Annotated in this window: 23 protein-coding genes; 20 read left to right on the top strand and 3 right to left on the bottom strand. The window is 47.1% G+C overall.

Annotated elements, in window-relative coordinates; translation table 11 throughout:
• The first annotated feature begins 55 nt into the window (after nucleotides 1–55).
• Nucleotides 56–1486 (top strand): Asp-tRNA(Asn)/Glu-tRNA(Gln) amidotransferase subunit GatB, encoded by a 1431-nt coding sequence (gatB, locus tag ACTHSN_RS09755; RefSeq protein ID WP_070459844.1) that lies wholly within the window; start codon nucleotides 56–58, stop codon nucleotides 1484–1486.
• Between the two features lie 81 nt (nucleotides 1487–1567).
• Entirely contained in the window at nucleotides 1568–2572 is a 1005-nt protein-coding gene (locus ACTHSN_RS09750) for an FAD-binding oxidoreductase (protein ID WP_070459847.1), read from the top strand.
• A 237-nt stretch (nucleotides 2573–2809) separates the two neighbouring features.
• Here the strand turns inward: ACTHSN_RS09750 and ACTHSN_RS09745 are convergent, their stop codons facing one another.
• Nucleotides 2810–4918, bottom strand: a complete 2109-nt coding sequence (locus ACTHSN_RS09745; RefSeq protein ID WP_070459851.1) for a LysM peptidoglycan-binding domain-containing protein — start codon at nucleotides 4916–4918, stop codon at nucleotides 2810–2812.
• 156 nt (nucleotides 4919–5074) lie between these two features.
• Between ACTHSN_RS09745 and ACTHSN_RS09740 the strand changes: the two genes are divergently transcribed.
• The 5 genes from ACTHSN_RS09740 to ACTHSN_RS09720 all read left to right on the top strand — a co-directional run bounded on the left by ACTHSN_RS09740 (nucleotide 5075) and on the right by ACTHSN_RS09720 (nucleotide 10041).
• Nucleotides 5075–5734, top strand: coding sequence for a class I SAM-dependent methyltransferase (locus ACTHSN_RS09740; RefSeq protein ID WP_070459854.1), 660 nt, complete (start codon nucleotides 5075–5077; stop codon nucleotides 5732–5734).
• A 43-nt stretch (nucleotides 5735–5777) separates the two neighbouring features.
• Complete coding sequence (mutM, locus tag ACTHSN_RS09735) at nucleotides 5778–6605, top strand: bifunctional DNA-formamidopyrimidine glycosylase/DNA-(apurinic or apyrimidinic site) lyase (protein WP_070460049.1); 828 nt, start codon at nucleotides 5778–5780, stop codon at nucleotides 6603–6605.
• A gap of 64 nt (nucleotides 6606–6669) precedes the next feature.
• The gene (locus ACTHSN_RS09730; RefSeq protein WP_440365287.1) at nucleotides 6670–7455 is read left to right on the top strand and encodes a 1-acylglycerol-3-phosphate O-acyltransferase; all 786 of its coding nucleotides are present in this window, start codon (nucleotides 6670–6672) and stop codon (nucleotides 7453–7455) included.
• A gap of 188 nt (nucleotides 7456–7643) precedes the next feature.
• A complete protein-coding gene (locus tag ACTHSN_RS09725; RefSeq protein WP_003747251.1) occupies nucleotides 7644–8381 on the top strand; it encodes a redoxin family protein in 738 nt (245 codons plus the stop codon).
• A gap of 253 nt (nucleotides 8382–8634) precedes the next feature.
• Entirely contained in the window at nucleotides 8635–10041 is a 1407-nt protein-coding gene (locus ACTHSN_RS09720; RefSeq protein ID WP_440365286.1) for a dihydrolipoyl dehydrogenase, read from the top strand.
• A gap of 74 nt (nucleotides 10042–10115) precedes the next feature.
• Here ACTHSN_RS09720 and ACTHSN_RS09715 read toward each other — a convergent pair whose 3' ends face one another.
• On the bottom strand, nucleotides 10116–11246 hold the full coding sequence (locus ACTHSN_RS09715) for a PilT/PilU family type 4a pilus ATPase (RefSeq protein WP_107867528.1): 1131 nt from the start codon (nucleotides 11244–11246) through the stop codon (nucleotides 10116–10118).
• 203 nt (nucleotides 11247–11449) lie between these two features.
• On the opposite strand from ACTHSN_RS09715, the gene ACTHSN_RS09710 reads away from it, so the two are divergent.
• The 3 genes from ACTHSN_RS09710 to lepB all read left to right on the top strand — a co-directional run bounded on the left by ACTHSN_RS09710 (nucleotide 11450) and on the right by lepB (nucleotide 15096).
• Nucleotides 11450–12151, top strand: a complete 702-nt coding sequence (locus ACTHSN_RS09710) for a 5'-methylthioadenosine/adenosylhomocysteine nucleosidase (protein ID WP_049328596.1) — start codon at nucleotides 11450–11452, stop codon at nucleotides 12149–12151.
• 132 nt (nucleotides 12152–12283) lie between these two features.
• A complete protein-coding gene (gene lepA / locus ACTHSN_RS09705) occupies nucleotides 12284–14077 on the top strand; it encodes a translation elongation factor 4 (protein ID WP_440365285.1) in 1794 nt (597 codons plus the stop codon).
• On the top strand, nucleotides 14077–15096 hold the full coding sequence (gene lepB / locus ACTHSN_RS09700) for a signal peptidase I (RefSeq protein WP_440365284.1): 1020 nt from the start codon (nucleotides 14077–14079) through the stop codon (nucleotides 15094–15096). Before lepA ends, lepB begins: the two co-directional genes overlap by 1 nt.
• A 53-nt stretch (nucleotides 15097–15149) precedes the next feature.
• Here lepB and ACTHSN_RS09695 read toward each other — a convergent pair whose 3' ends face one another.
• A complete protein-coding gene (locus ACTHSN_RS09695; RefSeq protein ID WP_107867530.1) occupies nucleotides 15150–16028 on the bottom strand; it encodes a DMT family transporter in 879 nt (292 codons plus the stop codon).
• A gap of 238 nt (nucleotides 16029–16266) precedes the next feature.
• Between ACTHSN_RS09695 and ACTHSN_RS09690 the strand changes: the two genes are divergently transcribed.
• The 10 genes from ACTHSN_RS09690 (at nucleotide 16267) to ACTHSN_RS09645 (ending at nucleotide 23234) form a co-directional block, all read left to right on the top strand.
• A complete protein-coding gene (locus ACTHSN_RS09690; RefSeq protein ID WP_049350611.1) occupies nucleotides 16267–16806 on the top strand; it encodes a gamma carbonic anhydrase family protein in 540 nt (179 codons plus the stop codon).
• Nucleotides 16807–16820: 14 nt separating this feature from the next.
• Nucleotides 16821–17420 (top strand): Maf family protein, encoded by a 600-nt coding sequence (locus ACTHSN_RS09685; protein ID WP_440365283.1) that lies wholly within the window; start codon nucleotides 16821–16823, stop codon nucleotides 17418–17420.
• Nucleotides 17421–17508: 88 nt separating this feature from the next.
• Nucleotides 17509–18288 (top strand): 16S rRNA (adenine(1518)-N(6)/adenine(1519)-N(6))-dimethyltransferase RsmA, encoded by a 780-nt coding sequence (gene rsmA, locus ACTHSN_RS09680; RefSeq protein ID WP_049329405.1) that lies wholly within the window; start codon nucleotides 17509–17511, stop codon nucleotides 18286–18288.
• A gap of 7 nt (nucleotides 18289–18295) precedes the next feature.
• Nucleotides 18296–18439, top strand: a complete 144-nt coding sequence (locus ACTHSN_RS09675; RefSeq protein ID WP_234394518.1) for a hypothetical protein — start codon at nucleotides 18296–18298, stop codon at nucleotides 18437–18439.
• Between the two features lie 179 nt (nucleotides 18440–18618).
• Nucleotides 18619–19347: an amino acid ABC transporter ATP-binding protein gene (locus tag ACTHSN_RS09670; RefSeq protein WP_003747231.1), complete on the top strand. Its 729-nt coding sequence runs from the start codon at nucleotides 18619–18621 to the stop codon at nucleotides 19345–19347.
• Between the two features lie 63 nt (nucleotides 19348–19410).
• Nucleotides 19411–19770 carry a hypothetical protein gene (locus tag ACTHSN_RS09665; protein WP_003747228.1) on the top strand — a complete coding sequence of 120 codons (360 nt, stop codon included), beginning with the start codon at nucleotides 19411–19413 and terminating at the stop codon, nucleotides 19768–19770.
• Between the two features lie 4 nt (nucleotides 19771–19774).
• Nucleotides 19775–20227, top strand: a complete 453-nt coding sequence (locus ACTHSN_RS09660; protein ID WP_107867532.1) for a protein YgfX — start codon at nucleotides 19775–19777, stop codon at nucleotides 20225–20227.
• Between the two features lie 38 nt (nucleotides 20228–20265).
• Nucleotides 20266–21549 carry a bifunctional tetrahydrofolate synthase/dihydrofolate synthase gene (gene folC / locus ACTHSN_RS09655; protein ID WP_107811046.1) on the top strand — a complete coding sequence of 428 codons (1284 nt, stop codon included), beginning with the start codon at nucleotides 20266–20268 and terminating at the stop codon, nucleotides 21547–21549.
• A 13-nt stretch (nucleotides 21550–21562) separates the two neighbouring features.
• The gene (gene ftsN / locus ACTHSN_RS09650) at nucleotides 21563–22708 is read left to right on the top strand and encodes a cell division protein FtsN (protein WP_070459891.1); all 1146 of its coding nucleotides are present in this window, start codon (nucleotides 21563–21565) and stop codon (nucleotides 22706–22708) included.
• Nucleotides 22701–23234 (top strand): CvpA family protein, encoded by a 534-nt coding sequence (locus ACTHSN_RS09645; RefSeq protein WP_070459894.1) that lies wholly within the window; start codon nucleotides 22701–22703, stop codon nucleotides 23232–23234. The genes ftsN and ACTHSN_RS09645 overlap by 8 nt, the downstream gene beginning before the upstream one ends.
• The last annotated feature ends 5 nt before the right edge of the window (nucleotides 23235–23239 follow it).

Here is a 23239-nt window from a genome sequence, read left to right as displayed (position 1 = left end):
TGAAAAACGAATCACTCATTTAACCGATTAACTTTTTTTCGACAGAAAGACCCTTATGACTTGGGAAACCGTAATCGGACTGGAAATCCACGTCCAACTCAACACCCAATCCAAAATCTTCAGCGGCGCATCCACTGCATTCGGTGCCGAGCCTAATGCCCACGCCAGCGTGGTTGAGTGTGCGTTGCCGGGCGTATTGCCGGTAATGAACCGCGAAGTCGTCGAAAAAGCCATCAAACTCGGTTTGGCTTTGGATGCGAAAATCAATCAGAAAAACGTGTTCGACCGTAAAAACTATTTTTATCCTGATTTGCCAAAAGGCTATCAAATCAGCCAGTTGAATTTGCCGATTGTAGAACACGGCAAACTGGAAATCGTAGTGGGCGATGAGGTTAAAACCATCAATGTTACCCGTGCGCACATGGAAGAAGATGCGGGTAAATCCGTGCACGAGGGTTTAAACGGTGCCACCGGTATTGACTTGAACCGTGCCGGTACGCCTTTATTGGAAGTTGTCTCCGAGCCTGAAATGCGTTCCGCAGCCGAAGCCGTGGCATACGCTAAAGCGTTACACGGTTTGGTAACTTGGCTGGATATTTGCGATGGCAATATGGCGGAAGGCTCGTTCCGCGTTGATGCCAACGTATCTGTCCGTCCGAAAGGTCAGGCAGAGTTCGGTACACGCCGTGAAATCAAAAACCTCAACTCTTTCCGCTTCTTGGAACAAGCCATCAATTATGAAGTGGAAGCGCAAATTGAAATCTTGGAAGACGGCGGTAAAGTACAGCAGGCAACCATGCTGTTTGACCCTGAAAAAGGCGAAACCCGTGTGATGCGTTTGAAAGAAGATGCACATGATTACCGCTATTTCCCAGATCCGGATTTGCTTCCGGTCATTATTTCAGACGGCCAATTGCAAAAAGCCAAAGAGCAAATGCCAGAGTTGCCGCATGAAATGGCGGCGCGTTTTGTTGTCGATTACGGCGTGTCTGACTATGATGCGCGCCTGTTAACTGCCAGCCGCGCTCAAGCCGCCTATTTTGAAGAAGCAGCCAAAGCCTGCGGCCAAGGTAAATTAACGGCGAACTGGATGAACGGCGAGCTTGCTGCTACTTTGAACAAAGAAGGTTTGGAATTAGCTGGAAGCCCGATTACGGCTCCACGCCTTGCCGAGTTGGTTGCTAAAGTTGCAGACGGAACATTAAGTAGCAAATTGGCGAAAAAAGCTTTTGAAGCAATGTGGGCCGAGCCTGAAGCAGGTATTGCCGAAATCATCGAAAAACATGGCTTGCAACAAATTACCGACACTGGAGCAATTGAAGCGATGGTGGATGAAGTGTTGGCAAATAATGCGAAAGCCATTGAGCAATTCCGTTCCGGCAATGAAAAAGCCTTGAATGCGATTGTCGGCCAAGTGATGAAAGCAAGTAAAGGCAAGGCCAATCCTGCTCAAGTTCAAGAGTTGATTAAAGCCAAATTAGCTTGATAGATAGGACAGGCCGTCTGAAAAATAGGTCTTATTTTTCAGACGGCCTTTATTTTTGATTCTAAAATTATTCTAAATACCATGACACATACTATTACCTTATCAGATCAAATAACATTTACGGCAAACGATGATGAAACCGTTCTTGCTGCTGCGACCCGTCAGAATTTAAATCTGCCCCATTCTTGTAAAAGTGGCGCCTGCGGACAATGTAAGGCCGAGTTGATGAGTGGTGAATTTGAAATGGGCGATCATATTGATAAAGCCATCAGCGAAGAAGAAAAAGCGCAGGGCAAAGTGCTATTGTGCTGTACTACTGCGAAGAGCGACCTGAAAATCAATGTGCAGGGGTTTAATCCGAATGCTTTGCCAGTGCGCACTTTGCCTGTACGTATCGAAACGATTGAAATCAAACATGATGTTGCTTTGTTGAGATTGGCTTTGCCTAAAGCCCCATCGTTTGCATTTTATGCAGGGCAGTATATTGACTTGTTGCTTCCGGGTAATATTAGTCGCAGTTATTCAATCGCCAATTCACCTGACCAAGAAGGCGTTTTGGAGTTGCATATTCGGAAACGAGAAAATGGCGTATGTTCGGAAATGATTTTTGGTGCAGAGCCTAAAATCAAAGAAAAAGGCATTGTCCGCATTAAAGGCCCATTGGGTACGTTTACTTTGCAAAAGGACAGCGATAGACCGATTGTTTTGTTGGCAACGGGTACAGGTTACGCACCTATCCACAGCATCTTGCTTGATTTGATTCATCAGAATAGCGAACGTCAGGTTCATTTTTACTGGGGAGCACGTCAGCAGGAGGATTTGTACGCATTGGAAGAAGCAGAAGCATTAATAGGCCGTCTGAAAAATGCGAAATTCTTGCCTGTTCTTTCTAAGCCTGATTCTGAATGGAAAGGGGAGAGTGGATATGTGCAAAACGTTGCAGCACAAAATTATCCTGATTTGAGCCAATATGAAGTTTATGCTTGCGGGTCACCAGCCATGACGGAGAATGCGCAAAGTTTGCTGACTCAAAATTGCGCTTTACCGGAAGATGCCTTCTTCTGTGATGCTTTTTCACCGGCATAGTGATGTGTATACAGGATTTATATGTTTGAATGCAGCTGTTAAGAGTAAAATTTGACGGCAATCTATTTGAAGAGGAGAGTGTGTTTTTACACACTCTTTTTTCTATGTGGAAGTTATTGCATGGATGTTTATGTCTTGAAGAGATAACTATTTTGTTATCAAAAATTGAATTTATAATTTATCATAAAGAAAAAGGCCGTCTGAATATTTTAGACGGCCTTTGTTTTGAAGCAAGTATTAGCTACCAATCAGTTTCAAACGTTGACCAGGGGTCACCGTACGTGTATTGCGGTTCCAACGGCGGATATCATTAATATCAACATTGAAACGGTTGGCGATGGTGTTCAAAGTATCGCCTTTGCGTACAGTGTAGGAAACGTTTTGAATCGGGTTGCTGCGGACTTTTGCCGGAGCAGCTGTAACGCGGAGGATTTGGCCTTTTTTGATATTGTTACCTTTGATGTTGTTGGCAATAATCAAATCGGCTACGCTCAAGTTGTAACGTTTGGAGATGTTAAACAACGTATCGCCATCTTCCACGCGGTGTATACCTGCTGCAAGTGCTGCAGTTTGTGTGTTTTGTTGGCCATTTACACGGGCAAGACGCGCATTGATGCGTTGTTGTTGTTTAGCGGTATTGGCTGCGATACGTTCTGTACGAGCGTTTTCAGCGGTGACAACAGTTTGAACTTGTTTGGTTTCAGGAGTCGCTTCAGCAACAGTCGCTGCAGGTTCCTCTGCAGGTCGGCTTTGTACCAAAGCCATCAGGTCATCATGCTCTTCTTGAACCGGCGCAGCAGCAACAGATTCAACTGCTGGAGAAGGGGCTACATCGTTTGCGGCAACAGTCGGTGCAGTCAAGTCGGCAGGGATAGCCGCTTTGGGTGCTTCTGCAACATTTGTGGTAGCAGGCTCAATAGCAGTATGGACCATGGCTACAACTGGGGCGGTCATTTCTATACTTGCAACTTGAGGCTGCTCTTTGGTTTCTGTTACCGCTACGGAAGTAACGTTTTCAGTTTTGCTGTGTGCAATAAAGTCAACCGGTTTAGTGGACTGAGGAACAACAGGTGCAACAATATTGGTCACGGTAGTTTGAGCGACTTTAACCGGTTCTACTGCGTTGGAAGCAATAATCGGAGACATGGCCGGCATATTGGATTGGTAAGTATCCGGCGTATTGTCTTTGTCAATAAAGTTAATAATGTCTTGGCTTTGGATAGCTGAGTTTTTAGCCACTAAAATGCTGCGGCCTTCAGAAATGGCGCTACCGCTCAGGCCATTGAGGCGTTTGAGTTCGGCTACGCTCATACCGGTATCGTTAGCAATGGCGTTAAGCTTTTTGTTGCCCAAAGAAGTATAAATATCCCAAGACATTAGGGTATCTGGATTGGCATTGCGGTAGTTCTTTTCAAATGCGGAAACCGCAGAAACCGGCAATAACAGGCGACGGTTGTTTTTAGGGATGAATACTGGAGCATTGAAACCTGGGTTGAGTGCCAACAGTTCGCTTTCGCTGATGTTTGCAAAACGAGCAATTGTGCTGTTATCAATAGGTTTGTCGATGCTGACAGATTTGAAATACGGCTGATTGCTGATTTCGCTGATATTCATACCGAAGGTTTGCGGATTGGCAACGATATTGCGGACGGCCAAAAGTTTGGGAACGTAGTTGCGTGTTTCGTTCGGCATACGCAGGTTTTCGTATGTCGGCTCCAAACCTTGCGCACGGGCACGGTTTACGGCGCGACCAACATTACCTTCGCCCCAGTTGTAAGCAGCAAGGGCCAAAGACCAGTCACCGAACATACCGTGCAGGTATTGCAGATAGTTCAGCGCGGCATCAGTAGCGGCGTAAACGTCGTGACGACCGTCATACAAAGGCGTTTTTTCCAAGCCGAAGTGGCGGCCGGTAGCCGGCATAAATTGCCACAGGCCGGATGCGCCGACGTGTGATTTGGCTTTGGTTAAAAATGCGCTTTCAATGAAAGGCAACAAAGCGATTTCAGCAGGCATATTGCGCTTTTTAACTTCATTGGCAATATGGTACATATAAGGTTTGCTGCGGGAGATGGTGCGGTCGAAATATGCACTGTTTGCAGCAAATTTGTTTTCATGGCGGCGAACCAGTTCTGTGTTGACTTCGTTAATGCGGAAGTCTTTACGTAATGATGCCCACAAGCTACCAGAGCCGAAGGTTTGTGTTTTGGCTTGGTCGAGCAGGGAAGAGTTGAGGCGCATCATTGCCATGCCGACTTGGTTGGGCGTAGCGTTTTGCGCGTAGGCTGTGGCGGAAACTGCCGACAGGCTTGAAACGGTCAGAACGATGGTTTTTAGTTTTGCCATAGTAAATAGAGTTATCAAATATATAATAAAATTTTGTCCTTTCGATGGTATCGTTTCAGCATTCAAACGTCAAGTCGGGCAGGGAATTTGCGTGTATGATGTGGTCGTGGTGTTAAAATTCTGTCACACAAGTCGGGATGCATAGGAGAGCATTTAATGGAAACTTTTTTTATGCAAACGCCAATGGGGCAATATCTTGCTCAAAAAGAGGCGGATTTTTTCAGACGGCATTTGCAATATTTGAATAGGCAAGTGGCGGTTCAATTGGACGGTGTATGGCAGAGGCCGTCTGAAAATATGATTGTGGTACCGCGCGATGTGCTGATGGATGCTGAAATGTTGGCATTTGAAACGCATTCCGTGGATGTATTATTGATGCCCCATCTTTTGGAAATTTCATCTGCCGATTTGGTGTTGCAAGAGGCATTTAGGATATTAAAACCCGAGGGCAGGTTGATTTTAACGGGGTTTAACCTTAAATCTTTGTGGGGGTTGAGCTCGTGGTTTGATGGTAAAAGACTGCCTATGAAATCTCAATGCTTGGCTCTGGCTGAGTTGAAACGAAAAACTGCCGCTATTGGTTTTGAAATGGAATATGGGCAGTTTATGGATTATCTGCCTGCTGTGAATTCATCATCTGCTTTGAAGTTTTGGCAGTTTATGGAAAAGGCAGGGGATAGGTGGTGGCCGCAGTGTGCGGCGGTGTATGGTGTGGTTTTAACGAAACATTTGATTGGTGTCCATCCTTTGCCTGAATTGGAATCTGCATTCGATGGCAATACGGTTGCTTTAAGTACGGCACGTTTGGCCGAATAGTTTTCAGACGGCCTATATATAATGATGAATTTGGAGAATAATGATGCCTGAATTACCTGAGGTAGAAACGACTTTACGCGGAATCGCGCCGCATATTGATGGCAAAAAGATAGAAAAAGTCATTATTCGCCAGTTTAAATTGAGATGGCCTATCCATCCGAACTTGGCGCAAATTTTGGCCGGGCGCAAAGTTTTGGCATGCAACCGGCGTGCGAAGTATTTGATTGTTACTTTTGAAACGGGTATTTTACTTATGCATTTGGGTATGTCCGGCAGTTTGCGGATTTTTACCGCCGATGATGAGCGCATCGCCACGCCGGATAAACATGATCATTTAGATTTTGTATTTGATGACGGTACCGTATTGCGTTATCACGATCCGCGTAAATTTGGTGCGGTATTGTGGTATGAGGGTATTGCCGAGCATCATCCGCTGTTGGAAAAGTTGGGACCGGAGCCGCTCTCGGATGATTTTGATGCAAATTACCTGTATCAGAAATTGAAAACCCAAAAGCGTGCAGTCAAATTAGCGCTGATGGATAATGCAGTGGTGGTTGGTGTCGGTAATATTTATGCGAATGAAAGTCTGTTTAAGGCAGGTATTTCGCCATTGCGTCCGGCGAATAAGCTGACCAAGAAAGAATGCGCATTATTGGTGGAAACCGTTAAAGCGGTTCTGCTGAGGGCGATTGAAACGGGCGGCAGTACACTGCGAGACTTCGTTAATAGCGATGGAAAAAGCGGCTACTTTCAGCAGGAATATACGGTCTATGGCCGCCACAATGAGCCTTGTGTCCAATGTGGCGGGTTGATTTTTAAAGAAACTTTGGGGCAGCGTGGAACATTTTATTGTCCAAATTGCCAGAAATAGTTTCAGACGGCCTTAAATGTCAGAGGCCGTCTGAACATAATGAACACAATACAGAAGAAATTTTATGTCTAAACAAAAAGCTCCTTTTTTTAAACGTCTGAGCCGACTTTGCCGTTTGGCAGCTTGGTTATTCAGAACCGGCCGGGATTTGCGTGCCATTGATGGCAACAATGCAGAGGAACGCAATCATGCTGTGGTTGTTTTGGGAAAAGGTGCGTTGGATGCTTTGGATATCGAATTGGAAATCGGCGTACCGCCTCAAGGAAATGTGAGTGGTACTTTGGTGGTGGCCAACCATGTGTCTTGGTTGGATATTTTTGCCATGAGCGCCGTTTATCCGAGCAGTTTTATTGCCAAGCAGGAAATCAGCGGTTGGCCGGTTTTGGGAAAAATGGGTAAAAATGCCGGCACGGTGTTTATCAACCGCAATTCCCGCCGAGATATCGAGCCGATTAATCAGGCGATTTGTGCAGCATTGAAAGCAGGGCAGAATGTCAGCTTCTTCCCTGAGGCGCGTACTTCTTCCGGCTTGGGTATTTTGCCGTTTAAAGCTGCCCTGTTCCAATCGGCTATTGATGCGAAAGCGCCGATTCAGGCGGTAACTTTGCGATATTATGATGACGAAGGACAACGGACGGATCTGCCATCCTATGCGGAGGTAAACCTGCTTCAATCTTTATGGCGCATTGTTTCTATGAAGAAAATCTGTATCCGCTTGGATTTCTCGCCTCAGTACAAATCGACAGATATGCCTGATAAAGACCGCTATGCTTTGAAGGATATTGCGGAAACAGCCATCGGTGAAATTGTGGCTTCGGATTCTCCCGTTCAGCCCTTACCTAAAAAATAATTTCAGTCAGGCACTTGTTTTATTTCAGATAGCCTTCATTTAGAGGAATAGCTGTTTTCGGTTTAATTGAATTGATAGTTTGATGTAATTAATATTATTTGAACTATAAATTATACAAATCGATAGGCCTGCATTAGAATGCAAGCATTGATTCATTTCTCAAACCCGAATTTTTAAGGAGCTTAAAAATGGCTTTGCAAGATCGTACCGGTCAAAAAGTACCTTCCGTAGTATTCCGCACTCGCGTTGGCGACACTTGGAAAGATGTTTCTACTGATGATTTGTTCAAAGGCAAAAAAGTAGTCGTGTTTTCTCTGCCTGGCGCATTTACTCCAACTTGCTCTTCTTCTCACCTGCCACGCTACAACGAATTGTTTGGTGCGTTCAAAGAAAACGGTGTTGACGCAATCTACTGCGTATCTGTAAACGACACTTTCGTAATGAACGCTTGGGCTGCTGAAGAAGAAGCCGACAACATTTACATGATCCCTGATGGCAACGGTGAATTCACTGAAGGCATGGGCATGTTGGTTGGCAAAGAAGACTTGGGCTTCGGCAAACGCTCTTGGCGTTACTCCATGCTGGTTAACGACGGCGTGGTTGAAAAAATGTTTATCGAACCTGAAGAACCAGGCGATCCTTTCAAAGTGTCTGACGCTGACACTATGTTGAAATACATTGCTCCTGACTGGAAAGCTCAAGAGTCTGTTGCCATCTTCACCAAACCTGGCTGCCAATTCTGCGCTAAAGCTAAAAAAGCGCTGCAAGACAAAGGCTTGTCTTACGAAGAAATCGTATTGGGCAAAGATGCAACTGTTACTTCCGTACGCGCTATTACCGGCAAGATGACTGCTCCTCAAGTATTCATCGGCGGTAAATACATCGGCGGCAGCGAAGACTTGGAAGCTTACTTGGCTAAAAACTAATTGCCTGTATGCTTAAGACGGCTTGAAAAAGCCGTCTGAAAGACCCAAATATAGAGTTATTCAGACGACGTTTACAAATCGGCGTTCTGAATAACTCTATATTTACAAGTAGAATTTGAGATTATTGTTTTAAATCGATATTTAGGTATTGGCTATTGATTTTTAAATTTTGATAGTTTGTGAAGTTTAGGCCGTCTGAAAACGGATAACCTGATGGCAATATCGGTTTGGATATAGACAGTAAGGATAAAATATGAAAAAAATTCAAGCAGATGTGGTAGTACTGGGTGGCGGTACCGCCGGTATGGGCGCATTTCGCAATGCCCGACTTCATACAGACAATGTTTACCTGATTGAAAACAATGTATTCGGAACAACTTGTGCGCGTGTCGGCTGTATGCCGTCCAAATTGCTGATTGCGGCTGCGGAAGCGCGCCATCATGCTCTGCATACCGATCCGTTTGGCGTACATTTGGATAAAGACAGCGTAACGGTAAACGGTGAAGAAGTCATGCACCGCGTGAAGTCCGAACGCGACCGTTTTGTCGGTTTTGTAGTCAGCGATGTAGAAGAGTGGCCTGCCGACAAGCGTATTATGGGTACGGCAAAATTTGTTGACGAACACACCGTCCAAATCGATGACCACACTCAAATCACTGCAAAAAGTTTTGTGATTGCTACCGGTTCGCGCCCTGTGATTTTCCCTCAGTGGGAAGTTTTAGGCGATCGCTTGATTGTGAACGATGATGTTTTCTCTTGGGATACCCTGCCTAAGAGTGTGGCCGTGTTTGGTCCTGGCGTAATCGGCTTAGAGTTGGGTCAGGCTTTGCACCGTTTGGGCGTAAAAGTTGAAATTTTTGGCGTAGCAGGCGCGATTGGCGGTATTTCAGACCCTGTTGTCGCTGAAGAAGCCAAAACTGTTTTTGGTGAAGAGTTGACCTTGCATTTGGATGCCAAAACCGAAGTCAAATTGGACGTAGAAGGCAATGTTGAAGTTCATTGGGAACAAGATGGCGAAAAAGGCGTGTTCCATGCCGAATATGCTTTGGCTGCCGCCGGCCGCCGTCCGAACGTGGACAATATCGGTTTGGAAAACCTGAATATCGAAAAAGATGCACGTGGCGTGCCTGTTGCTGATCCGCTGACCATGCAAACCAGCATTCCGCACATCTTTATCGCAGGCGATGCATCCAATCAATTGCCTCTGTTGCATGAAGCTTCCGACCAAGGCAAAATTGCCGGCCACAATGCCGCTATTTTCCCGAATATTGAGGGCGGATTGCGCCGTAGCGTAATCGGCGTGGTATTCACCAGTCCGCAAATTGCCACTATCGGTTTGAAATATGCGCAAGTTGCAGCGAAATATCAACCTGATGAGTTTGTCATCGGCGAAGTTTCCTTCCGAAACCAAGGTCGAAGCCGCGTTATGTTGGTAAACAAAGGCCATATGCGTTTGTATGCTGAGAAAGCAACCGGCCGTTTCATTGGTGCGGAAGTTGTCGGCCCTGCTGCCGAACATTTGGCACACTTGATGGCTTGGGCGCATCAAATGAAGATGACGATTCCGCAAATGCTGGATATGCCGTTCTACCATCCGGTAATCGAGGAAGGTCTGCGTACTGCATTGCGTGATGCCGATGCAAAATTGAAACAGGCTTGATTATTTGATGGAATAAAGGCCGTCTGAAACTCATAGTGAGGTTTCAGACGGCCTTTTTTTATGTTTTGAAGCTATTAAATCAATTCTAAATCCGGACCGGCATTTTGCGCACGACGGCTTCGTAATTGAATGTCTAAGCGCAAGTCATGGGCGGAGTCGGCATTTTTAATAGCGTCTTGATAGCTGATATCGCCGTTTTCATACAAATCATATAAGGCTTGGTCAAAAGTGATCATACCCATGCCGGTTGATTTTTTCATCATTTCTTTGATGTTGTGGACTTCGCCTTTTCGAATCAAGTCGGCAATAATGGGCGAATTGAGCAAAACCTCGACAGCCGCTACGCGTCCCCGTCCGCCTTCACGGGGAATCAGGCGTTGCGAAATAAAGGCTTGCAGGTTGAGCGATAAGTCGGTCAGCAACTGGGTACGGCGCTCTTCGGGGAAGAAGTTGATGATGCGGTCGAGCGCTTGGTTGGTACTGTTGGCGTGCAGTGTCGCCATACACAAATGGCCGGTTTCTGCGAAGGCAATGGCGTAGTCCATGGTCTCGCGGTCGCGGATTTCGCCAATTAGAATGACATCCGGCGCTTGACGCAGGGTGTTTTTCAGCGCAATCGGCCAATTTTCGGTATCTACGCCGATTTCGCGTTGGGTGATGATGCAGTTTTTGTGTTGGTGGATAAACTCAATAGGGTCTTCGATGGTAATAATGTGGTCGAAGCTGTTTTCGTTTCGATAGTCGATAAGGGAGGCGAGGGAAGTGGACTTGCCCGAACCTGTACTGCCGACAAAAATAACCAGACCGCGTTTTCTGAGGGCGATGTCTTTCAGAATAGGAGGCAGATTGAGCGTTTCAAATTTAGGGATATTACTGGTAATGGAACGGAATACCAAAGCAGTTGCACCGCGTTGAACCATTGCATTGACACGGAAGCGGCTGGTATCGGGCAGGCTGATGGCGAAGTTGCATTCGTTGGTGGAAGAAAATTCTTCGATCTGTTTGGAAGACATAATCGAAAAAGCGATTTCCATACATTTTTCAGCACTCAGCGGCTCATCGCTCAGTCGCGTAATTTTACCGTCCACTTTCATGGCCGGCGGGAAATTGGTGGTAATGAAAAGGTCGGAGCCTTTGTATTTGTTCATATGGCGTAGCCAAGCGAACAATTCTTCTTTTGCGCCCGGAGTATTTTCGTTAAACATAAGAATTTAGGTATTTAAAATAGAGTTATTTTATCTATAGTAATTATAACAGAGGCAATCATTATTTGCTGATTGCTAGCTAGAGCATCAATCTGTTTTAAATTGGGTGTCGTTCTGGGAATATAGCAGATTTTTCAGTATCCCTGTGATTTTAAATTCTGCTGTTATAATGTTGCCCGATTAGTGAATGGAAAGGTAACGAGATGTCAGTACAAACAATTGCCGTGGTCGGCGCAATGGAACAGGAAATCGAGCTTTTGCGTGAAAGCATGACCAATGTCAAGCATGTGTCCTTCGGTAAATTCTCGGCGTATGAAGGTGAATTGGCCGGAAAACGTATGGTATTGGTTTTGAGCGGTATCGGTAAAGTCAATGCGGCGGTTTCGACTTCTTGGGTCATTCATCAGTTTGCACCGGATTGCGTCATCAATACCGGCAGTGCAGGCGGTTTGGGCAAGGGCCTGAAGGTCGGTGATGTGGTCATCGGCGAAACTGTGGCGCATCACGATGTTGACGTAACGGCTTTTGGTTATGTTTGGGGACAAGTACCGCAACTTCCTGCCGTGTTTGCATCGGATTCAAACTTGATTCGCCAAGCAGAAAAGGCGGCGCAAGTGTTTGACGGAGCGGCTGTCACGCAAGGCCTGATTGTCAGTGGCGACCGTTTTGTGCACAGCAGCGAAGGTGTCGCGGAAATCCGCAGCCATTTCCCAGAAGTAAAAGCAGTGGAAATGGAAGCTGCGGCGATTGCGCAGACTTGTTACCAGTTGGAAGTGCCGTTTGTGATTATTCGCGCGGTATCCGATTCGGCCGATGAGAAAGCGGACATCAGCTTTGAAGAGTTTTTGAAAACGGCTGCCGTCAGCTCGGCGAAGATGGTAACCGAGATTGTCAAATCGCTATAAAATCATGCAGAAACGTTGAATTTCCGTTAGAATACGGAACGATTCAACCTTATTCTAAGGCCGTCTGAAAACCGAATCCCTGTTTTTTCAGACGGCCTTTCCGACTTTAATTGCATTTATCTTAATAACAATATGAAAAACATACGGAATTTCTCCATTATTGCCCACATCGACCACGGTAAATCGACGCTTGCCGACCGTTTTATCCAATACTGCGGCGGTTTGGATTTGCGCGAAATGAGTACGCAGGTGCTCGACTCCATGGACATCGAAAAAGAGCGCGGTATTACCATTAAAGCGCAAACCGCCGCGCTCAACTATAAAGCACGCGACGGGCAGGTGTATCAGCTCAACCTGATTGATACTCCGGGACACGTTGACTTCTCTTATGAAGTTTCCCGTTCGCTGTCAGCTTGCGAAGGCGCGCTTTTGGTGGTCGATGCGTCCCAAGGTGTAGAAGCGCAAACCGTGGCGAACTGCTATACCGCGATTGATTTGGGCGTGGAAGTTGTGCCCGTTTTGAACAAAATCGACTTGCCTGCCGCAGAACCCGATCGCGTGGAGCAGGAAATTGAAGACATTATCGGCATTGATGCCGTTGGCGCGGTACAGTGTTCTGCCAAAAGCGGTATTGGCGTGGAAGACGTTTTGGAAGAAATCGTTGCCAAAATCCCTGCGCCGACCGGCGATGAAAATGCACCGTTGCAAGCGGTGATTGTTGATTCATGGTTTGACAACTACGTCGGCGTGGTCATGTTGATTCGTGTGAAAAACGGCACCATCAAACTGAAAGACAAAGTGCGCTTTATGGGCACCAAGGCGGAAACTCAGGTTGAGCAGCTAGGCGTATTCACACCAAAATCAGTTCAAAAACAAGAACTCAAAGCCGGCGAAGTAGGCTTTTTGATTACCGGCGTGAAAGAATTGGGTCAGGCGAAAGTCGGCGATACGGTTACTTTGGTTGCCAACCCCGCCTCTGAGCCGCTACCCGGCTTCCAAGAAGTACAAAGCCAAGTATTTGCAGGCCTTTATCCCGTGGAAAGCCACGACTACGAAGCCTTGCGTGACGCTTTGGAAAAATTGCAGCTTAACGATGCTTCGTTGAAATTTGAGCCTGAGGTTTCCCAAGCATTGGGCTTCGGTTTCCGTTGCGGCTTCTTGGGCCTGTTGCACTTGGAAATCGTGCAGGAACGTTTGGAGCGCGAGTTCGACATGGACTTGATTACCACTGCGCCAACAGTGGTTTATGAAGTCGTGTTGAAAAACGGCGAGAAAATTGAAGTTGAAAATCCGTCCAAACTGCCTGAAATCAGCACTATCGAAACCATTCTTGAGCCGATTATCACTGCGACCATTCTTGTGCCGCAGGAATATGTCGGCAACGTCATGACTTTGTGTAACCAAAAGCGCGGCGTTCAGGTCAATATGCAATACATGGGCCGCCAAGTCATGCTGACTTATGATTTGCCGATGAACGAAGTCGTAATGGATTTCTTTGACAAGCTTAAATCGACTTCGCGCGGTTATGCTTCGTTGGACTACCATTTCAAAGAATTCCAACCGTCTGATTTGATTAAGCTCGACATTATGGTCAACGGCGAAAAAGTCGATGCCCTGAGCCTGATTGTGCACCGTCAAAGCGCCGTTCACCGCGGTCGCGAGCTGGCATCGAAAATGCGCGAACTGATTCCGCGCCAGATGTTTGATATTGCCGTACAGGCCGCTATCGGCAGTCAGATTATCGCCCGTGAGAACGTCAAGGCCCTGCGTAAAAACGTTTTGGCGAAATGTTACGGCGGCGATATTACGCGTAAGAAAAAACTTCTTGAAAAACAAAAAGCAGGTAAGCGCCGCATGAAACAAGTGGGCAATGTGGAAATTCCGCAAAGCGCATTCTTGGCGATTCTGCAAGTGAGTGATAAATAATGAGTATAAATCTGACTTTAGGCGCAATCGTTGTACTGCTGGCCGGTTTGGTCCTCAACTTCAAAAGCAGCAAAGAGCGCCAGGAAAACGGCGAATGGAGTTCCGGCCTGCAATGGAGTTATCTCTTGTGCATGGTCGGCGTATTCGGCATTCTGTCCGAGTTTATGAGCTTTACCGCCGTATTGCTGGTGTTTGTCGTGTTCACCGGTATTGTTTGGGCAATCCATAAAGGCCGTCTGAAAAAAAGCGAAACCGGCGAAGACAATGCGCATTTTACCGACTACATGGGCGGCTTTTTCCCCATCATCTTGGTTATCTTTGTGTTGCGCAGCTTTATTGCCGAGCCATTCCAAATTCCGTCCAGCTCCATGCGTCCTGGCTTGGTTAAAGGCGATTTTATCTTGGTGAACAAATTCTCCTACGGTATCCGCCTGCCGATTTTGAATAAGGTCATTATCCCCGTCGGCAACATTGCCCGAGGCGATGTCGTGGTGTTCAATTACCCACTTCAGCCTGAGATGAATTACATCAAACGTATCGTCGGTATTCCGGGTGACGTTGTGGAATATCGTGATAAGGTTTTGACTGTTAACGGTGAAATTATTTCTGAAAAACCAAACGGCAACTATCAATACGCAGATGATACCGATCCGTCTATAATTCATACGCTTGAGCGTTTTCAGACGGCCTTGAACGGTAAAAATTTTGACGTGGTCAAGGAGACCGGTCAGCCTTCCGTATCTATTGCTGTATTGAACAAATACACTTCAGAAGTAATGCCTGAAAGCAATTACTCGCTTGAAACAAGCGGTTTGGAAAATTGCGAATACGCAGAAGACGGTAATGGCTTTATCTGTAAAGTTCCTGAAGGCCGTTATTTCGCAATGGGCGACAACCGCGACAACAGCGCCGATTCCCGTTATTGGGGATTTGTCGATGACAAACTGATCGTCGGTAAAGCCTTCTTTGTTTGGATGAACTTTGGCGAACTCAGCCGTATCGGTACCAGTATCAAATAAGCAATAACAGATGAAAAGGCCGTCTGAAATTTTTCAGACGGCCTTTTTTGTCTCTATTTTTTGTCTTTTAACGAACCTAAATAAATAGCCAATAAAGTCAAAGTGGCACCGCTCCATTGGACGGTATTAATCGGTTTATCCAGCCAGAAATAATCGATCAACATGGCGGCGACTGGTTCGGAGAGTAGTAGCAGGCCGGTCAGTGACAAGGATAAAAGCGGGATGGCATAAGCAATCAATGCCCAAGCGAAGCATTGCATGACGATGCCGTAGATGGAGACTAGAATCACATCGTTTAAAGTTTTGGGGTAAAGATGGGCGGCATCGAATAGCAGCGATGGGATGACCAGCGCCATTGCGCCGCCGAAGCTTAAAATCATCATCAGCGGAAACAAACCGACTTTTTCCTGCTCATGGGTTTTGCGTACGAAAACCATAGACAGGGCCAGCATGGCACCGGACACTACGCCGCTGACAAATCCCCATGCGGCATTGTCGTTATGACCGAACTCTGGGCTGCCGATTAAGGCTACGCCTATGGTGGCCAATATCAAACTTAAAATTTGCAGGGTGCTTAGACGTTCTGAATAAAAGAAGAAGCCGATGGCGGCTAAAAAGAAAATCTGCAGGCTGTTGAGTAAGGTGGAAATGCCGGGGCCTACGGCGTGAATGCTTTCGTGCCAAAGGGCGAGGTCGAATGCGAGGAAAACGCCGGATAAGATTGCGTAGCCAACCGTTTTTCTTTTCGTAGGCATTTTTTGTCTGAAAAAACGCCCGAGTAGGAAGAATATAGGGGCGGCGATCAGCAGGCGCCAGAATGCGATGGCGTAAGGGCCGACATCGACAAATTTGACGATCAAACTGCCCAAGCCGAAGACGACGCAGCCGACGACTAGCAGGGGTGCTGCATAATTTCCCGAACGCGTGTCCATCGGCTTCTCCAAGAATCAAATGAAGGCGATTATTCCATAAAATATAGCTGAGGCGCTAATGATAAATAGTCGTAAGCCAAGATAAAGGGTTTATGATGAAAGGCCGTCTGAAAACTGTTTCAGACGGCCTTTTGATAATTTTCTGGCTTGATTTCGTATTGTTGTAGTATAAAATCGTTTTACGCCGTGTTTTCAGACGGCCTGATCAGTTTTGGTTTTGAGAAAAGGATTATTGGAAATGGCAAACCCTATTCGTGCGTTTTTGGATTATGTGCCGTCGGTTGATGAGTCTTGTTTTGTAGATGAGACTTCGGTAGTGATTGGCGAAGTGTCGCTGGCGGAAGATGTATCGATTTGGCCTTATGCCGTATTGCGCGGCGATGTGAACAGTATTTCTATCGGCAAACGCAGCAATGTGCAGGACGGCAGCGTTTTGCATGTGTCGCATAAGAATGCGGCGAAGCCTGACGGTTCGCCTTTGATTATCGGCGATGATGTGACGATTGGGCATAAGGTCATGCTGCATGGCTGCCGAATTGGGAATCGTGTGTTGGTGGGCATGGGTTCGATTATCTTGGACGATACGGTTGTCGAAGATGATGTGATGATAGGCGCGGGCAGTTTGGTGCCTCCGCGCAAGCGTTTGGAAAGTGGTTTTTTATACGTCGGCTCGCCTGTGAAACAAGTGCGTCCGCTGACAGATGAGGAAAAGGAATTTTTGACGTATTCCTCTGCGCATTATGTCCGCCTGTCCGGCCAGCATAAAATTTCAAAATAAGGACAACCAATACAATGAACGCAATTTATCTGGCTTCGGGCAGTCCGCGCCGTCGTGAGATTTTGGAGAATTTGGGTTTCACGGTACGCCGCCTTCCTGCGGATATTGATGAAACCCCTAAAGAAGGCGAAGCCGCAGTAGAGTATGTGCGCCGTATGGCATGCGAGAAAAATCAGGCGGCGGTGGCGCAATGGTTTGCTGCTCATGATCAAGAACCTGAGTTTGCTGTATTGACGGCGGATACGACGGTGGCGGATGGTGCGGCTATTTTGGGTAAACCTGAATCCGAGGCGGATGCGGTCGATATGCTGGAACGCTTATCCGGACGGACGCATCAAGTGCTGACGGCTGTATGCGTTTACTGGCGAGGCGTGCGCCATGATGTGGTGCAGACGAGCGAAGTGCGCTTTAAAACGTTGACGGCTGAGGAGATTGCAGCCTATGTTGCCAGCGGCGAGCCGATGGATAAAGCCGGTGCGTATGGGATTCAGGGCTTGGGCGGCGTATTTGTCGAGCATTTGCAGGGTAGTTTTACCGGCGTGATGGGTTTGCCGGTTTATGAGACCGCGCAACTACTGAAATCTTTGGGTTTGGAATCGCCTCCGTTTGCTTAAAATTAGGCAAATGCCGTCTGAAAGCGTGCCGACAAAAACGCCTGTTTCAGTTACAATACTGCCTTAAACAGCTTGCTTGAAGAAAGATATGAAAGAACATAAGGCCCGGAAACGCTTCGGGCAGAATTTTTTGCAGGATACGCGGATTATTAGCGATATTGTCAATGCGGTCAGACCGCAGCCTGATGATATCGTGATTGAAATCGGCCCGGGCTTGGCCGCCATTACCGAGCCTTTGGCGAAAAAACTTAACTGCCTGCATGTTTGCGAAATCGACCGCGACATCGTACGCCGTCTGAAAACCTTGCCGTTTGCAGATAAATTGGTGATACACGAAGGCGATGTATTGCAGTTTGATTTCAACAGCATTGAAGGCAAGAAAAAAATTGTCGGCAACCTGCCGTACAATATTTCCACGCCACTTTTGTTCCGATTAAGCGAAGTGGCAGACGATGTGATCGATATGCACTTTATGCTGCAAAAAGAAGTGGTCGAACGCATGGTGGCGCAGCCGAAAACCAACGACTATGGCCGTCTGGGCGTGATGCTGCAATATTTCTTCGATATGGAAATGTTGATTGAAGTACCGCCTGAATCCTTTGATCCTGCGCCGAAAGTAGATTCGGCCGTCGTGCGCATGATTCCGGTGAAACACCGCATCGGTAAAGCGGAAGATTTTGAACATTTTGCCAAACTGGTGAAACTGGCTTTCCATCAACGCCGCAAAACCATACGCAATAATTTGAAGGAACTTGCCGGCGATGATGATTTGCAGGCAGTCGGTATCAATCCGCAAGATAGGGCAGAACACATTGCCGCTGAGAAATATGTGGAATTGAGCAATTATCTGGTTCAAAAGGCCGTCTGAAACAGTGATGGCAATTTTTAAGCAACCTCCTATTCAATGGGGGTTTCTGGGTGATTCATATTTGTGGCGCGAGTTGGCGCAGTATTTTTCCGGTAAGGATATGCCGCCTGAGCGGCACCGTTTTGAAGCAGCAATTATCGGCGCAGTTTGAGTATTGACCGGGCATCGTCTCGATAGGGAAGAGCAATTTAAAGTCAATCGGTACAATAAAGGCGGAATCTCCGGCAGCATAGTCAGTTGCCGCTTTTGGCTGGAAACGGCCATTCCTTTGCTTTGGCAGCGGTAAACGCAACTCAAGCCCCGAAAATTTTGGTAGTTTGGAAAGAAATAATGATTAAATTCAAAAATGTACACAAACATTTTAAAGATTTGCACGTTATCAACGGTGTGAATCTGGAAGTCAAACAAGGCGAAGTGGTCGTTGTATGCGGCCCTTCAGGCAGTGGCAAATCGACGTTGATTCGTACGGTAAACCAACTCGAGCGCATTGAAAGCGGCGAGATTTGGGTAGACGGCATCAATGTTGCCGATCCGAAAACCGATTTGAACAAAGTGCGTGAAGAAGTGGGCTTTGTGTTCCAAGGGTTCAATCTGTATCCGCATTTGACTGTCTTGGAAAATATTATTCTTTCTCCGATGAAAGTGAAAAACCAAAGCCGTGAAGAGGCGGAAAAGAAAGCGATGGAGCTTTTGGAACGTGTCGGCTTGGCGCATAAAAAAGACGCGCTGCCCGGCCAGCTTTCCGGCGGTCAGCAACAGCGTGTGGCGATTGCACGCGGTTTGGCGATGGAGCCGCGTGTGATGTTGTTTGACGAGCCGACTTCCGCACTTGATCCTGAAATGGTCGGCGAAGTATTGAAAGTGATGAAAGACTTGGCGGAAAGCGGCATGACCATGATGTGTGTGACCCATGAAATGGGTTTTGCGCGCGAAGTCGCCGACCGTGTGATTTTTGTCGATAAAGGCCAGATTTTGGAAGACGAAACGCCGGAAGAATTTTTTACCAATCCGAAACACGAGCGTGCCAAACAATTCCTGCAACAGGTAATGACACATTAAACTCGGGCCGTCTGAAATTTCAGACGGCATGATCGGTTTGAATGATTTTGAAAGTTGAAAATAATGTATTTTGTTGACCGTACTGCTGTCGTGCTGAAACCGACCGCCCGTTTTTTGGAATGGCTGAAATCCGCCGATGAAAATATGCCTGACCTGACCGTCGAGCAACTGCGTACCAACTGTTCCGTATTCCTTGTGCCGCAATTTGATGAACCCGAATCCGTCATTTCCTATTTTGACGAACGTTACCAGCAGATTTTTGAAGCCGAATTGGCAGGCTGGGACATCGATAAAAGCAAATGGCCGCAAGACATGAGTTTGAAGGCTTTTTGGGAATTTTTCGATACCGAAATCCACGATATGGTTTTGGATATGGAAGAGGCGGAATTGAACATTACGCCTGTTTTCGACAATATGATGTAAAGCCGTGAGAAGTTTTCAGACGGCCTTAAAGCCTTCGCGTTCTTTGAAAATTCTGATTGTCTTCTTACACCTTTCGGCGTTGGCCTTATGCCTTGCCGAGTTTTACGGCTGGATGATGTGGCTGGGGTTGGCGGCGTTGGCCGGTAGTTTTGCCTATGCTTGGCGCAGCGTTAATTTTCATGCTCAAAATGCGGTCAGGAAAATCATCATCGACCGCCAATACCGTGCGACGGTTTACTTGAATGGCGAGGAAGAGGGAAGAAGCGCGGTTTTGCAAGACAGCAGTATGTTGACGGTTCATGCTTTGTTTTTGCAATGGAATGTTGACGGAAAAATAGTCAAACACTGCATCTTGCCCGATATGGCCGACCGTGATGCCTACCGCCGTCTGAAAGTATGGGCACGCTGGTGTCGGGAAAAAGAAGACAAAGCAGAACTTGCGGCAGATATGGATTAAACGGCTGTTTCAGACGGCCTTTTGAAGCGATAAATACAATGAAAACATTACAAGACTGGCTTTCTCATTTGGAGACTGCCCATAGTTCTGGCCTTATCGATATGGGTTTGGAACGTGTGGGAGAAGTGAAAAAACGCATGAATTTGGTGCCGCAATGTCCTGTCGTCGTGGTGGCGGGTACAAATGGCAAGGGTTCCGTATGCGCCTATTTGTCGCATATTTATAAAGAAGCCGGTTTTAAAGTCGGTACGCTGACCAGTCCGCACCTTCTGCGTTACAACGAACGAATCGCCATCAACACTCAGCCGGTTTCAGATGAACTGATTGTTTCCTCATTTGAGCGCATCGAAGCGGCGCGCGGCGAAATTTCTCTGACGTATTTTGAGTTTAATGCTTTGGCTGCCGTCGATATTTTCATGCGTGAAAATGTGGACGTAATGATTTTGGAAGTTGGTTTGGGCGGACGGTTGGATGCCGTGAATGTATTCGATGGCGACTGTTCGGTCGTTACCAGCGTGGATTTGGATCATCAGGCATTTTTGGGCGATACCGTTGAGCAGGTCGGTTTTGAAAAAGCCGGAGTGTTCCGTAGCGGCAAACCTGCCGTGTGTGGTCAGAATCCTGCACCTGAATCATTGGTCAAACACGCAGAAGAAATTGGCGCAAAACTGTTGATGGTTCAGCGAGATTTTGATTTTACGTCAATGGAAAGCGTACAGTGGAACTACCGCTTCCATCCGCAATCTTCAGACGGCCAAAGCCGTAACCGCAATTCCTTGCCGTTTCCTGCTTTGCGCGGTGCCTATCAGTTGTCCAATGCCGCGTGTGCATTGACTGTGTTGGAATGTTTGAACGAACAATTGCCGGTTGATATCGGCGCGATTAAACGTGGTTTGTTGTTGGTTGAGAATCCTGGACGTTTCCAAGTTTTGCCCGGCCGTCCGCTGGTGGTCTTGGATGTCGGCCACAATCCGCACGCAGCCCGTGCTTTGCGCCGCAGCCTGATTAACCTTGCCTTTGCCCAAAAACGTACCGCCGTATTCAGTATGTTGTCCGACAAAGATATTGATGGCGTGCTGGAAATCGTTAAAGACCAGTTTGACGAGTGGAATATCGCGCCTTTAGATGTGCCGCGCGGCATGACGGTAGAGGCTTTGCAGGCCAAATTGGCTGAACACGGCATCGATAATGTAAATGTTTTTGAAACTGTCGCTGCTGCCTATCGCACTGCTTTGGCTAAAGCAACCGAAAATGATAGAATCGTTGTTTTCGGCTCATTCCATACTGTTGCCGATGTAATGGCTGTTTTGAAAGAACACTAACGAGGAAATTATCATGTCCGACAATAAACAAAAAGAAACTCCAAACGGATACGATTTAGACGGTTACGAACAACTCAAACGTCGCAACCGCCGTCGCTTGGTCTTGGCCTCCGGCTTGGTGGTGGCATCGGGTATGCTGTTCGGTCTGGCACTGACTTCCGGCGACGATAAAAATTCACCGTTTAAAGAAGCGCCTGTCGGTCAGAGCCAAGTCAAAAAGGCTGACGAGCCGAGCAAGGCTGTTGTTTTGGAGCCGAATAAAGAGGATGTTGCTGCTGCCGAGGAGGCTGCCCGCCACGCGGATGCCGAAGCGCCAAATAAACCGCAAAATGCAGGCGACGAAGAAGACAATGCGCCGGTTGAAGTATTGAAGCCAAGCCGTGAGTCTGCTCCCGAAGATGTCGGCGAGCCGTTGGTTTTGATTAATGATACTTTGGATGACGGCAATATTAAAGGTTTGGAAGAGTCTGAGCGTATTCAACGAGCTGAGGCCGCCAAACGCGAAGCTGCGGAGCGCCGAGCCGAAGAACGCCGCCAACGCCAGGCAGAACAACGTGCTGCGGCACGCAAGGCACAAGCCCAACAGGAAGCGGATGAAAAAGAAAACGCATTGGCTGCTAAAAAACGTGCACTTCAAGCGCGTGCTGAAAAAGCAGAGCGTGAAGCGGCTGCCGAACGCAATAAATTGGCACAATTGGAAAAAGCAGAGAAAGCCATTGCTGAGCGTAAATCTGCCAAAAACAGCAAAGACAGCGTAAAAGACAAGGCCGAGCCTGCTAAGAAAGCAGAAGCCAAAGTTGAAAAACCAAAAAATGAAAAGGCTAAACCGGAAACGGCCAAAGCAGAAAAAGCCGATAAGGTAAAAACTGCCGAGAAGCCGTCTGAAAAAGCCAAGCCTAAAGCTGAAAAAGAAACAGCAGAAGCCAAGCCTGCGAAAAAAGCTGCCATTCAGGCTGGTTATGCTGAAAAAGAACGTGCGCAAAGCCTGCAACGTAAAATGAAAGCCGCAGGTATCGACTCGACCATTACTGAAGTGATGACCGATAAAGGTAAGGTGTATCGCGTGAAATCAGCCAGTTATAAAAATGCACGCGATGCAGAGCGCGATTTGAACAAATTGCGTGTACATGGCATTGCAGGTCAGGTGACCAGTGAGTAATTTGCCTGTTGCCGATTTGTTGGCGACCACCGTCATCGTCATCTGCATCATTATCTCGTTGACACGGGGTATTATTGCTGAAGCAGGGGCGATGGTGGCGTGGGTGGTATCGTTTATTGCAGCCAGAACGCTTGCCGTTCCGTTTGCCGATGTGGTCTTTAAATCGGTTGAGTCGCATTCTTTGGCGGTTGCCATGGGTTTTGCCGCTGTGTTTTTTCTGGCATGGCTGTTGCAGAAACTGGCACGATCGCTGTTGAGCAGTTTGATGTCTGCCGTTGGTTTGGGAAGCATCAACCGTTTGCTTGGCGGCGTATTCGGTGCAGTGAAAGGTGTGATTTTGGTGACACTGGCAGTGATGGTTTTTTCACACACTGATTTGCCGAAAACGGAAGAGTGGCAAAGTTCGCACACAATTCCGTATTTTGAATCACTTGCTGATGCTGCGATGCCTTATCTGCCAGGGAAAGATACCGCAATGCCGCATCTTTCGGGTAAAGCAGCTGAAGTTGAAGAATTGGATGATTGAATTTG

Source organism: Neisseria sp. P0009.S010, assembly GCF_051958545.1.
Lineage (GTDB): Bacteria > Pseudomonadota > Gammaproteobacteria > Burkholderiales > Neisseriaceae > Neisseria > Neisseria subflava_A.
Note: the sequence above shows the minus strand (reverse complement) of the source record. Positions and strands in the feature narration are given on the sequence as shown.